At 70.3% G+C, this 11,682-nt stretch carries 13 protein-coding genes; 4 read left to right on the forward strand and 9 right to left on the reverse strand.

The window, feature by feature from the left end:
• The first annotated feature begins 268 nt into the window (after window positions 1-268).
• The gene (locus ACWDUD_RS17545) at window positions 269-835 is read left to right on the forward strand and encodes a TetR/AcrR family transcriptional regulator (RefSeq protein ID WP_197253181.1); all 567 of its coding nucleotides are present in this window, start codon (window positions 269-271) and stop codon (window positions 833-835) included.
• A 31-nt stretch (window positions 836-866) separates the two neighbouring features.
• On the opposite strand, the gene ACWDUD_RS17550 is transcribed toward ACWDUD_RS17545, so the two are convergent.
• Both ACWDUD_RS17550 and ACWDUD_RS17555 read right to left on the reverse strand, forming a co-directional pair.
• Entirely contained in the window at window positions 867-1,118 is a 252-nt protein-coding gene (locus tag ACWDUD_RS17550) for a helix-turn-helix domain-containing protein (protein WP_197253179.1), read from the reverse strand.
• Window positions 1,119-1,231: 113 nt separating this feature from the next.
• Entirely contained in the window at window positions 1,232-2,863 is a 1,632-nt protein-coding gene (locus ACWDUD_RS17555; RefSeq protein ID WP_248673923.1) for an ABC-F family ATP-binding cassette domain-containing protein, read from the reverse strand.
• A 123-nt stretch (window positions 2,864-2,986) separates the two neighbouring features.
• Between ACWDUD_RS17555 and ACWDUD_RS17560 the strand changes: the two genes are divergently transcribed.
• The 3 genes from ACWDUD_RS17560 to ku all read left to right on the forward strand — a co-directional run bounded on the left by ACWDUD_RS17560 (window position 2,987) and on the right by ku (window position 5,941).
• Window positions 2,987-3,775 (forward strand): SDR family oxidoreductase, encoded by a 789-nt coding sequence (locus ACWDUD_RS17560; RefSeq protein WP_248673922.1) that lies wholly within the window; start codon window positions 2,987-2,989, stop codon window positions 3,773-3,775.
• Window positions 3,776-3,779: 4 nt separating this feature from the next.
• Entirely contained in the window at window positions 3,780-4,886 is a 1,107-nt protein-coding gene (locus ACWDUD_RS17565) for a lycopene cyclase family protein (RefSeq protein ID WP_450110125.1), read from the forward strand.
• Window positions 4,887-4,948: 62 nt separating this feature from the next.
• The gene (gene ku / locus ACWDUD_RS17570) at window positions 4,949-5,941 is read left to right on the forward strand and encodes a non-homologous end joining protein Ku (RefSeq protein WP_450110126.1); all 993 of its coding nucleotides are present in this window, start codon (window positions 4,949-4,951) and stop codon (window positions 5,939-5,941) included.
• 18 nt (window positions 5,942-5,959) lie between these two features.
• On the opposite strand, the gene ACWDUD_RS17575 is transcribed toward ku, so the two are convergent.
• The 7 genes from ACWDUD_RS17575 to sufC all read right to left on the reverse strand — a co-directional run bounded on the left by ACWDUD_RS17575 (window position 5,960) and on the right by sufC (window position 11,657).
• Entirely contained in the window at window positions 5,960-7,510 is a 1,551-nt protein-coding gene (locus ACWDUD_RS17575) for an MFS transporter (protein ID WP_450110165.1), read from the reverse strand.
• A gap of 115 nt (window positions 7,511-7,625) precedes the next feature.
• Entirely contained in the window at window positions 7,626-8,081 is a 456-nt protein-coding gene (locus ACWDUD_RS17580; protein ID WP_197253171.1) for a MarR family winged helix-turn-helix transcriptional regulator, read from the reverse strand.
• Window positions 8,082-8,199: 118 nt separating this feature from the next.
• Window positions 8,200-8,655 carry a MarR family winged helix-turn-helix transcriptional regulator gene (locus tag ACWDUD_RS17585; RefSeq protein WP_197253169.1) on the reverse strand — a complete coding sequence of 152 codons (456 nt, stop codon included), beginning with the start codon at window positions 8,653-8,655 and terminating at the stop codon, window positions 8,200-8,202.
• 28 nt (window positions 8,656-8,683) lie between these two features.
• Entirely contained in the window at window positions 8,684-9,103 is a 420-nt protein-coding gene (locus ACWDUD_RS17590) for a metal-sulfur cluster assembly factor (RefSeq protein ID WP_197253167.1), read from the reverse strand.
• A complete protein-coding gene (gene sufU, locus ACWDUD_RS17595; protein WP_197253165.1) occupies window positions 9,103-9,570 on the reverse strand; it encodes a Fe-S cluster assembly sulfur transfer protein SufU in 468 nt (155 codons plus the stop codon). Before sufU ends, ACWDUD_RS17590 begins: the two co-directional genes overlap by 1 nt.
• A gap of 1 nt (window position 9,571) precedes the next feature.
• Window positions 9,572-10,867 carry a cysteine desulfurase gene (locus ACWDUD_RS17600; RefSeq protein ID WP_197253164.1) on the reverse strand — a complete coding sequence of 432 codons (1,296 nt, stop codon included), beginning with the start codon at window positions 10,865-10,867 and terminating at the stop codon, window positions 9,572-9,574.
• 4 nt (window positions 10,868-10,871) lie between these two features.
• The gene (gene sufC, locus ACWDUD_RS17605) at window positions 10,872-11,657 is read right to left on the reverse strand and encodes a Fe-S cluster assembly ATPase SufC (protein WP_248673920.1); all 786 of its coding nucleotides are present in this window, start codon (window positions 11,655-11,657) and stop codon (window positions 10,872-10,874) included.
• Window positions 11,658-11,682: the final 25 nt, after the last annotated feature.

Genomic DNA, 11,682 nt, shown 5'->3' on the forward strand with positions numbered 1-11,682 from the left:
CGGGGCGACCCCCCGGGGGGGGGCGCGGCCCGGGGGCGGGGGGGGGCCCCCCCCCCCCCCCCCGCGCCCCCCCCCCCCCCCCCCCCCCGCGACGGTGAGCACTCTCGGCCCGAACAGGCGCCAAGCGCTCACGACCACGTTTCGCGGTGCTACACCGTCGAATCGGCCGTGGTCGTGAGCGCTTTGCTCCACGCGGGCCTTCCACGGCCCCAGGGCCCTTGCCACGGATGCCGGAGTGCTCACACCGCACACGACGAAGGAGGTGCCGGTGCCCAAGGTCAGTGAGGACCATCTCGCCGCGCGGCGGAGCCAGATTCTCGACGGCGCGCGGCGCTGCTTCGCCGAACACGGCTACGAAGGCGCGACGGTTCGGCGTCTCGAGGACGCCACCGGACTGTCGCGCGGCGCGATCTTCCATCATTTCAAGGACAAGGACGGACTCTTCCTGGCGCTCGCCCAGGAGGACGCCCGGCGGATGGCGGAGGTCGCGGCCGACGAAGGTCTCGTCCAGGTGATGCGGGACATGCTCGCCTCGCCCGAACAGTTCGACTGGCTCGGCACCCGGCTCGAGATCACCCGCAGGCTGCGGACCGATCCCGAGTTCGCGCGGGCGTGGACCGAGCATTCGGCGCAGCTGACCGAGGCGACCGAACGCCGGCTCGAGCGGCAGCGGGAAGCCGGCCGGTTGCGCGACGACGTGCCCACCGGTGTGCTGCTGGGCTATCTGGATCTGGTGCTCGACGGTCTCGTCGCACGGCTCGCGTCCGGGCACGCGGAGAAGGAACTCACCCAGGTCCTGGACCTGGTCGAGGAGTCGGTGCGCCGCCGCGACTGAGCGCGGCGGGCCCCGGGTCCGGCGGTGCCGGTCAGGCGGTGCTGCCCGAGGCCGCTGCGCGCCGACGGTTGGGGCCGCCGCGGCCGCGGAGCGCGACGTGGGATTCGACGAGCACGTTGTGCACAAATCCGTAGGACCGGCCCGTCTCCTGCGCGAGCGTGCGGATGCTGGCCCCGGCCTCGTAGCGGCGCTTGAGTTCCTGTTGGAGGCGGTCCCGGGACTCCCCGGTGACGCGTGTTCCCTTGCTGAATGTGGACTGCCCGTCTTCGGATCTGCGTGCCATCGGATCCCTCCCGTCGGCTCGACAAGGCTCCGCTTACCAGGCTAGTTCACGTAGACGAAACCCGAGGCAGATCGCTGCGCACCGCAACGATTCCGCCCCATCCGTCACCGGAGTTACGCCAGCTGGATCAGCTCGAGGTACTCCTGCGACCAATGGTCCTCGGTGCCGTCGGGCAGCAGGATCACCCGTTCGGGGTTCAGCGCCTCGGCCGCACCCGGGTCGTGGGTGACCAGCACCACCGCTCCCTCGTAGCTGCGCAGCGCGTCGAGCACCTGTTCCCGCGAGACCGGGTCGAGGTTGTTGGTGGGCTCGTCGAGCAGCAGCACGTTCGCCGCCGACGACACCAGCCCGGCCAGCGCCAGGCGGGTCTTCTCACCGCCGGACAGCGTGCCGGCGGGCTGGTCGAGCTGCGGCCCGCTGAACATGAACGCGCCCAGGAGCCCTCGCAGATCCTGCTCCCCCGCGTCCGGCGCGGCGTGCCGGATGTTCTCCCACACGGTGTCGTCGTCGTCGATCGTGTCGTGCTCCTGCGCGAAGTACCCGATCTTCAGCCCGTGGCCGGCGACGAGTTCCCCGAGGTCCGGCTTCTCGACGCCGGCGAGCAGCCGCAGCAGCGTGGTCTTGCCGGCACCGTTGAGACCGAGGATCACGACGCGGCTGCCGCGGTCGATCGCCAGGTCCACGCCGGTGAAGATCTCGAGCGACCCGTAGACCTTGGTCAGTTCCTTCGCCATGAGCGGGGTCTTGCCGCACGCGGCGGGCGTCGGGAACCGGATCTTGGCGACCTTGTCGGCGACGCGCACGTCGTCGAGGTCGTTGAGCAGTTTCTCGGCGCGCTTGGCCATGTTCTGCGCGGCGGTGGCCTTGGTGGCCTTCGCGCCGAGCTTCGCGGCCTGCTTCTGCAGCGCCGCGGCCTTCTTCTCGGCGTTGGCGCGCTCGCGGCGGCGACGCTGCTCGTCGGTGGCGCGGGCGTCGAGGTACTTCTTCCAGCCCATGTTGTAGATGTCGGCCTCGCCGCGGACCGCGTCGAGGAACCACACCTTGTTGACGACGTCGGCGAGCAGGTCGACGTCGTGGCTGATGACGATGAGCCCGCCCTCGTGGTTCTGCAGGAAGCCGCGCAGCCACGTGATGGAGTCCGCGTCGAGGTGGTTGGTCGGCTCGTCGAGCAGCAGCGTGGTGTCGGACTTGCCGCCGGACCCGTCCGATGCCGCGAACAGGATGCGGGCGAGTTCGACGCGGCGGCGCTGACCACCGGACAGGGTGTGCAGCGGCTGACCGAGGATCCGGTCGGGCAGGCCGAGGCTGTGGCAGATGCGCGAGGCCTCGGACTCGGCGACGTACCCGCCGAGGGTCGAGAACCGCTCCTCGAGCGAGCCGTACTTGCGGACGGCGCGGTCGCGGATCTTCTCGTCGACGGCTTCGGCCATCAACGCCTGCTGTTTCTCCATGCCGCGCAGGATCTCGTCGAGGCCGCGTGCGGAAAGCACCCGGTCCTTCGCGAGGACGTCGAGGTTGCCTTCCTTCGGGTCCTGCGGGAGGTATCCCAGCTCGCCCGAGCGCACGACGGTGCCCGCATAGGGTTCGCCCTCCCCCGCGAGGATGCGCAGGGTGGTGGTCTTACCGGCGCCGTTGCGGCCGACCAGGCCGATCCGGTCGCCCGCCTGTACCCGCAGCGCCGACCCCGGTGCGGTGAGCAGCGTCCGCACGCCGGCGCGGACTTCCAGGTCGGTGGCAGTGATCACGCGTGGGACTCCTCGGGGGACGAGCGGGACGGGGGTCGTGATGCCGGGCGAGCGGGCACACGAACCATTGATTTTACCGTGGCTCCGGCCCTGCCCCGGGGTGAGATGCGCTACGTTCCGGCCATGACGAGTACCCCCGCATCCCCCGTCACCCGCGATTTCGCCGGGCGCGTCGCGCTGATCACCGGCGCGAGCCGCGGTATCGGTTTTGCCGTCGCCGCCGAACTGCTCGCCCGCGGTGCCCACGTCGCGATCACCGCGCGGAAACCGGAACCGCTCGCCGAGGCCGCCGCGAGCCTGCGTGCGCTCCGTCACGGCGGCACGGTGCTCGAACTGCCCGGCAACGCCGGTGATCCGGACGCGCGCGCCGGGGCGGTGCGGCGCGCCGTCGACGAACTGGGCGGGTTGCACGTGCTGGTCAACAACACCGGGATCAACCCGACGTTCGGGTCGCTGATGGACGCCGATCTCGACGCGGTGCGGAAGATCTTCGACGTCAACGTGGTTGCGGCCCTCGGGTATGTGCAGCAGGCGCATCGGGCGTGGATGGCCGAGCACGGCGGGGCGGTCGTCAACGTCGCGAGTGTGGCCGGGCTGCGCTCGACCGGGGTGATCGGCGCGTACGGCGCGTCCAAGGCGGCGCTGATCCGGTTGACCGAGGAACTTGCGTGGGAACTCGGCCCGTCGATCCGCGTCAATGCGATCGCGCCGGGCATCGTGAAGACGAAGTTCGCCGCGGCACTGGTCACGGCCGGTGAGGATGCGGCGGCGGCGCGATACCCGCTGAAGCGGCTCGGCACCCCGGAGGACGTCGCGCAGCTGGTCGCGTTCCTCGCCTCGGACGCGGCGCAGTGGATCACCGGCGAGACCGTGCGGGTGGACGGCGGGCTGCTCGCGACCGGGTCCATGTGATCGCGTGACCGCCGATCTGGTGATCGCCGGACTCGGGCCGGCCGGTCGTGCGCTCGCGTTCCGGGCGGCGGCCGCCGGTCTGGAGGTGACGGCCGTGGACCCGCGCCCCGAGCGGGCGTGGAGGGCGACGTACGCGGCGTGGGCGGACGAGTTGCCCGGCTGGTTGCCCGCGACCGCGGTCGCCGCGCGGGTGGAGACGCCATCGGCGTGGACGGTGCGCGAGCACCGCATCGCGCGCCCGTACCGGGTGCTGGACACCGCGGCGCTGCAGCGGGCGCTGCCGCTCGACCGGGTGCGGGTCGTGACCGGACGCGCGGTCGACGTGGATCGCACCGGTGTCACGCTCGCCGACGGCGAGACGTTGCGTGGGCGCTGCGTCGTCGATGCGCGCGGGCTTCCCCCGGCCCCCGGGCGGGCGCAGCAGACCGCGTTCGGGCTGGTCGTGGACGCCCGGTCGGCGGCGGCCGCGCTCGACGGCCAGGAGGCCTGGTTCATGGATTGGCGGCGGGACAACGGCACCGACCGGGGGGATGCCCCGTCGTTCCTGTACGCGGTGCCGGTCGGTCCGGGCCGGGTGCTGCTCGAGGAGACCTGCCTGGTGGGGCGGCCGGCGCTGGTGCTTCCGGAACTGGAAGGGCGCCTGCGGGCCCGGCTCGCGGCGCGCGGTGTGGAGTTGTCCGGTGCCGAACCGGCCGAACACGTCCGGTTCGCCGTGGAGGGCGCCCGACGGCGGCGCGGTGGCCCGGTCGGGTTCGGGGCGCGCGGGGGGCTGATGCATCCGGCCACCGGATACGCGGTGGCCACCGCGCTGTCGGCCGCGGACCCGGTGGTGGCCGCGGTGCGTGCGGGACGCGACCCGGATCGGGTGCTGTGGACCCCGACGGCCCGGACGGTCGCGGCCCTGCGCGCCCGCGGACTGGCGGTGCTGCTGGGCCTCGGCGGCGAGAATGCGGCCGAGTTCTTCGCTGCCTTCTTCGAACTGCCCGTCGACCGGCAGCGCGCCTACCTGTCCGGGCGCGACGATCCGGCCGGTGTCGCGGCGGCGATGTGGTCGTTGTTCGGGTCCGTCCCTCCCGCACTGCGGCGGACGATCCTGCGGTCGATGATCTGAGGACGAAGATCGAATTCGGTCGGTCGACTGCACAGTCGCGTGTTGTCCCGCATGATGGAGCCATGCGGTCGATCTGGAAGGGTTCCCTCGCGTTCGGCCTGGTGAATGTGCCGGTGAAGGTGTATTCCGCGACGGAGAGCCACGACATCCGGTTCCATCAGGTGCACGCGAAGGACGGCGGGCGGATCAAGTACGACCGGATCTGCACCGAGTGCGGCGAGTCGGTTCCGTACCCGGAGATCGACAAGGCGTACGACTCGGACGACGGTACGCGGGTGGTGCTCACCGACGAGGACTTCGAGAAGCTGCCGGCGGCGGAGAAGCACGAGATCCCGGTGCTGCAGTTCGTGCCGACCGAGCAGATCGATCCGATCCTGTTCGAGAAGTCCTACTATCTCGAGCCGGATTCGTCGTCGCCGAAGGCATACGCGCTGCTGGCGGCGACGCTCGAGCAGAGCGACCGCACCGCCCTCGTGCATTTCACGTTGCGGCAGCGCACCCGGCTGGCGGCGCTGCGCAACCGGGACGGGCTGCTGGTGCTGCAGACGCTGTTGTGGCCGGACGAGGTTCGGGCCGCGGAGTTCCCGGTGCTCGACGACGTGCAGAAGCCGTCGTCGAAGGAACTGGCGATGGCCGAGACCCTCGTCGAATCGATGTCCGACGATTTCGATCCGGACGAGTTCACCGACGAGTACCAGGTCGAGCTGCGTGCGTTGATCGACGACGCGCTGGCGCGGGGCGGCGAGAAGGTGTTCCAGGTGCCCGAGACCACGACCGAGGGCGAGGACGCCGAGGTGCTCGACCTCGTCGCGGCGCTGCAGCGCAGCGTGGATGCGGCCGGAGGCAAGAGCGCCGACGAGGACGAGTCGTCGAAGCGCCGCACGCCCGCGAAGAAGGCGTCCGACCGCAAGGCCCCCGCGAAGAAGACCCCGGCCGAAAAGACCGCCGCGAAAAAGACTCCGGCGAAGAAGAGCGCGTCGAAGTCGGCGTCCTCGCGGAAGAGCCAGGCGGACAAGCCCGCGGCGAAGAAATCCGCCGCGCGCAAGCGCGCCTGAGCCCGACCGGTCCCCGATCTAGTCGCCGACCGTCGCCGTGTCGGCGGCGGCCTTGCGGGCGTCGTCGAGTTGTTCGAGGCCGGTGCGGGTGTTGAGCGCGACCTCCTTGATGAACAGGATCGCGACGAGGGCCAGCGCGCCGAGGACCGCGGCGATCAGGAAGATCCGGGCGGTCGCGTCGCCGTAGGCTCCGCGCACGACCGCCGCGATCGGCGCCGGGAGTTCCTGCAGGTTGGACAGTCCGGCCCCGCCGGAGCCGGCGGGAACCTCGATGCCCAGGGCGGCGAGACCCTTGGCGATCAGGTCGACGATGTGGTTCGACAGGACCGCGCCGAGCACGGACACACCCGCGGCGCCGCCGAGCGACCGGAAGAAGGTGACCGTGGAGCTGGCGGCGCCGAGATTGTGCGGGGCGACGGAGTTCTGCACGGCGAGCACCAGGTTCTGCATCGTCATGCCCATGCCGAGGCCCAGGACGAACAGGTAGACCAGGATCAGCCCGATGTCGGTGCTGTGGTCGATCGTCGCGAGCAGCCCGAAGCCGACGGTCATCGCGACCGCACCGACGACGAGATAGATCTTCCAACGGCCGAAGCGGGTGATGAGCGCGCCGGACAGGGCCCCGGACACGGTCGAACCGAGCACCATCGGCACGGTGAGCAGGCCCGCGGCGGTGGGGCTGTAGCCACGGGCGATCTGGAAGTACTGCCCGAGGAACACGGCACCGCCGAACAGGGCGACACCGACCGCGATGCTCGCCAGGGTCGCCAGGGTGGTGGTGCGGTCCCGGAACAGCTTCAGCGGGATGATCGGGTCCGTCGCGCGGCTCTCCACGAACACCGCCACGGCCAGCAACACGACGCCGAGCGCGACCAGGCCGTAGGACATGCCCGATCCCCACGCAAAGTTCTTGCCGGCCAGGGTCACCCAGATCAGCAGGACGCTCACGCCGGCCGCGATGAGGGTGGCGCCGAGGTAGTCGATGCTCACCTGCTTGCGCACGACCGGCAGGTTCAGGGTGCGCTGCACGACGACGAAGGCGGCGACGGCGAGGGGCACACCGATGAAGAACGTCCAGCGCCAGCCGAGCCAGCTCGTGTCGACGATGACACCGCCGATCAGCGGCCCGGCCACCGTGGCGACGGCCATGACCGCCGCGATCGGGCCCTGGTAGCGACCGCGTTCGCGGGGGCTGAACATCGAGGCGATGACGATCACGACGAGGGCCTGCAGCCCGCCGAGGCCCAGCCCCTGGATCACGCGGCAGCCGATGAGCATGCCGACGGACTGGGACAGCCCGGCGAGGATCGAGCCGAGCGTGAACAGGATCAGCGACAACTGAACCAGCAGTTTCTTGCTGACCAGGTCGGCGAACTTGCCCCAGATCGGGGTGGTCGCGGTGGACGCGAGCAGGGTCGCGGTCACGACCCAGGTGTACTGGTCCTGGGTGCCGTGCAGATCCATGATGATCGTCGGCAGCGCGTTGGACACGATCGTCGAGGACAGGAACGCCACGAACATGCCGAGCAGCAGGCCGACGAGCGCGTTGATGCGCTGACGGTGGGTCATCCCCGTCTGCGTGTCGTCCGGCGGGGTGGCCTCGGTGTCGGGAGCCGGGGGCACGGATGCGGTCATGGTCGCTCCTCGTCGGAAGTGATGTCGATGTCGGGGACGGACGGGACCGTCAGAGGGGGGCGTCGCGGAAGCGATCGACGGCGGCACCGAGCCGGTTGAGCCGGTCGACCAGGTCGCGGCCCTCCTCGTCGGTCCAGTCGGGCACGACCTCCTGCAGCAACCGCACGAGCCGCGCGCGGTGGCTGCGCAGCGCCTCGGCGCCGCCCTCGGTGAGGGTCAGGCACGCGGCGCGGCGGTCGTCGGGATCGGCGCCCCGCCGCGCGTATCCGAGAGATTCGGCGTAGGCGACCTGCCGGCTGAGCGTCGAGGCGGTCACCCCCAACCGGTCCGCGAGGTCGCCGAGCCGGCATCCGCCGCCGTGCTCGAGGTGGGCGAGCAGGGCGACCAGCCAGTTGGGCATGGCCTCGGGGTCGGCCTGCTGGGCGCGGACGTTGAGGCTGCGGCTGCGTCGGACCAGCGCGCGCACTGCCGCGATCAGGTCTTCTGCGGTTTCCGGAGCCAGCATGTCCATCCCTTGTCGATCGATCCTGTGCCACCATAGAAAATTTGGTTGATCGATACAACTAACGACCGGTGACGAAGGCCCCGTATCCTTGCCTTCACCGCGCGGCTCGCAGGGACCGTCAGTCCAGAATGCCGCCCAGACGGTGCATCAGTGTCGCCAGCTGACGGACATCGTCCGGGTCCCACGCCGACAGGCGTTCACGCCACCGCCGGAACGTCTCCGCCCGCTGCTGCTCCAGGCGCCGCCGGCCCTCGGGGGTCAACGCGACGAGCCGGGCCCGCGCATCGTGCGGGTCCGGGATGCGCTCGACCAGGCCGAGCCGTGCGGCGCTGTCGATGCGCCGGGTCAGCGTCGACTTCTCGATGCCCAGCGCACCGATCAGTTCGGACATCGCGATCGCGTCGGCGTCGCGCAGCAGCACCAGCAGCGGGTAGCACACCGGATCCAGCTTGGGATCGACCGCGCGGGCGCTCGCGGCCATGTACGAGCGGCCGCGGCGCCACAGCGCGAACACCTCCTGTTCGAGCGCTGCGGCCGCCACTCCGGGCGCGGCCTCACCGAGCGGATCCGTCATGCGATCCCGGGAGGTGGTCACCGTGTCGTCAGACGGTGAAACCGAGCGCCCGCAACTGCTCGCGTCCGTCGTCGGTGATCTTGTCGGGACCCCACGGCGGCATCCACACCCAGTTGATGCGCAGTTCCTCGCACAGTCCGCTCTTCACCAGGGCGTTGCGGGACTGGTCCTCGATCACGTCGGTGAGCGGGCAGGCGGCCGAGGTGAGGGTCATGTCGATGGTGACCGCTTCGTCGTCCTCGGTGATGCCGTACACGAGGCCCAGGTCGACGACGTTGATGCCCAGTTCGGGGTCGACGACGTCGCGCATCGCCTCCTCGAGTTCGTCGAGGCGCTGCGGGTCCATCGGCGGTGCGTCGGTGGTCGTGGTCGCCGCCTCGGGGGCCGCTGCTTCGGGGGCCGATGCCTCGGCGGCAGGGGTGCCGGTCTCGGAAGCCTGTTGGGTCATCAGTTCTGTCCTCCGCTCGGAACGGGTGCGCCGTCCACGATCTGCACCACGGCGTCCTTGAACGCCATCCAGCCCAGCAGCGCGCACTTCACGCGCGCCGGGTACTTCGACACGCCGGCGAACGCGATGCCGTCGCCGATCACGTCCTCGTCGCCTTCGACGGTGCCGCGGCTGCCGACCATCTCGGCGAAGCTGTCGACCGTCGCGAGCGCCTGCTCGACCGGCAGCCCGATCACCTGATCGGTCAGCACCGAGGTCGCGGCCTGGCTGATCGAGCAGCCCTGACCGTCGTAGGAGACGTCGCCGACGATCCCGTCGTCGGTCACATGCACCCGCAGGGTCACCTCGTCGCCGCAGGTCGGGTTCACGTGGTGCACCTCGGCGCCGAACGGTTCCCGCAGACCGCGGTGATGCGGGTGCTTGTAGTGATCCAGGATCACTTCCTGGTACATCTGTTCCATCCGCATGTCAGGACGCCCCGTCGATCGTGGTCTCGTGAATGTCCAGCGGCGGGTGGGTTCCGAAGAACTCCTGGGCCCGCCGGATCGCCGCGGCCAGGGCACGCACCTCGTCGGTGGTGTTGTAGACCGCGAACGACGCCCGCGCGGTCGCGGCGACACCGAAACGCCGGTGCAGAGGCCACGCGCAGTGGTGCCCGACGCGGATCGCGACACCCTCGTCGTCGAGGATCTGCCCGAGATCGTGGGCGTGGATGCCGTCGACGACGAAGGACACCGCTCCCCCGCGACGCTCGGTGGTGGTGGGGCCGATGATGCGGACCCCGTCCATGGCGCCGAGCAGTTCGAGCGCGAGGGCGGTCAGTTCGTGTTCGTGCGCGGCGACCGCGTCCATCCCGATCTCGTTGAGGTAGCGCACGGCGGCGCCGAGCCCGACGACCTGCGAGGTCATCGGCACCCCGGCCTCGAACCGCTGCGGCGGCGCCGCGAAGGTGGTCGCCTCCATCGTCACGGTCTCGATCATCGAACCGCCGGTGATGAACGGCGGCATCGCGCTGAGCAGCGCCCGCTTGCCGTACAGCACGCCGACGCCGGACGGACCGAGCATCTTGTGACCGGAGAACGCCGCGAAGTCCACGTCCAGGGCGTGGAAGTCGACCGGCATGTGCGGCACCGACTGGCACGCGTCGAGCACGACCAGCGCACCGACCGCGCGGGCGCGGCGCACCAGTTCCTCGACCGGCGCGACCGCACCGGTCACGTTCGACTGGTGGGTGAACGAGACGACCTTGACGGCGTCGGACAGCTCCAGCGAATCGAGGTCGATGCGGCCGTCGTCGGTGACGCCGTACCAGCGCAGCGTGGCGCCGGTACGCCGGGCCAGTTCCTGCCACGGCACCAGATTCGCGTGGTGCTCGAGTTCGGTGATCACGATCTCGTCGCCGGGGCCGACCGCGCGGGTGAACCGCTCGTCGCCGAGCACGTGGGTGACCAGGTTCAGCGACTCGGTGGCGTTCTTCGTGAACACCAGCTCGTCGGTGTCGGCGCCGACGAACTCGGCGATCGCGGCACGGGCCCCCTCGTACGCGTCGGTGGCTTCCTCCGCGAGCTGGTGGGCGCCGCGGTGCACGGCCGCGTTGCACGTGGTGAGGAACTCGCGTTCGGCGTCGAGCACCTGGATCGGCCGCTGAGAGGTCGCACCCGAATCGAGGTACACCAACGGCTTTCCGTCGCGCACCGTACGGGCCAGGATCGGGAAGTCCTTCCGGATCCTGGTGACATCGAGTTCCCTCACCGGGATGGTCATGTGTCTAGGCTCCTGCCGCGGCCTGGGTGAAACGGACGTAACCGTTGGTCTCGAGCTCATCGGCGAGTTCCGGTCCACCGGACTCGACGATCCGGCCACCGACGAACACGTGCACGAACTGCGGCTTGATGTAGCGCAGGATGCGGGTGTAGTGGGTGATGAGGAGGACGCCGCCGTGCTCGCGCTCCTGGTAGCGGTTGACCCCCTCGGACACCACGCGCAGCGCGTCGACGTCGAGACCGGAGTCGGTCTCGTCGAGGATGGCGATCTGCGGCTTGAGCAGGCCGAGCTGGAGGATCTCGTGGCGCTTCTTCTCGCCGCCGGAGAATCCCTCGTTGACGCTGCGCTCACCGAACGCCGGATCGATGTCCAGCTCGGTCATCGCCTCCTTGACCTCCTTGACCCAGGTCCGGAGCTTGGGGGCCTCGCCGCGGACGGCGGTGGCGGCGGTGCGCAGGAAGTTCGACATCGACACGCCGGGCACCTCGACCGGGTACTGCATGGCCAGGAACAGGCCGGCGCGGGCACGCTCGTCGACGCTCATCTCGAGCACGTTCTCACCGTTGAGGGTGATGCTGCCGGAGGTCACCTCGTACTTGGGGTGGCCGGCGATCGCGTACGACAGGGTCGACTTGCCGGAGCCGTTGGGGCCCATGATGGCGTGCGTCTCGCCGGAGCGGACCGTCAGGTTGACGCCCTTGAGGATGTTGATGGGCTCGGCGTTCTCGTCGGTCTGGGCGACGCGAACGTGCAGGTCCTTGATCTCGAGGACGTTCTGGGGGGTGGACATCGGTGAATCGGTTCCTTACGAAAGT

The sequence above is a fragment of the Rhodococcus sp. NPDC003382 genome (assembly GCF_053589135.1).

Coding starts and splice junctions, on each gene's coding strand:
- ACWDUD_RS17550 (WP_197253179.1), bottom strand. CDS start 1,118: ATGGCACGCAGATCCGAAGACGGGCAGTCCACATTCAGCAAGGGAACA.
- ACWDUD_RS17560 (WP_248673922.1), top strand. CDS start 2,987: ATGACGAGTACCCCCGCATCCCCCGTCACCCGCGATTTCGCCGGGCGC.
- ku (WP_450110126.1), top strand. CDS start 4,949: ATGCGGTCGATCTGGAAGGGTTCCCTCGCGTTCGGCCTGGTGAATGTG.
- ACWDUD_RS17575 (WP_450110165.1), bottom strand. CDS start 7,510: ATGACCCACCGTCAGCGCATCAACGCGCTCGTCGGCCTGCTGCTCGGC.
- ACWDUD_RS17580 (WP_197253171.1), bottom strand. CDS start 8,081: ATGCTGGCTCCGGAAACCGCAGAAGACCTGATCGCGGCAGTGCGCGCG.
- ACWDUD_RS17585 (WP_197253169.1), bottom strand. CDS start 8,655: ATGACGGATCCGCTCGGTGAGGCCGCGCCCGGAGTGGCGGCCGCAGCG.
- ACWDUD_RS17590 (WP_197253167.1), bottom strand. CDS start 9,103: ATGACCCAACAGGCTTCCGAGACCGGCACCCCTGCCGCCGAGGCATCG.
- sufU (WP_197253165.1), bottom strand. CDS start 9,570: ATGCGGATGGAACAGATGTACCAGGAAGTGATCCTGGATCACTACAAG.
- ACWDUD_RS17600 (WP_197253164.1), bottom strand. CDS start 10,867: ATGACCATCCCGGTGAGGGAACTCGATGTCACCAGGATCCGGAAGGAC.
- sufC (WP_248673920.1), bottom strand. CDS start 11,657: ATGTCCACCCCCCAGAACGTCCTCGAGATCAAGGACCTGCACGTTCGC.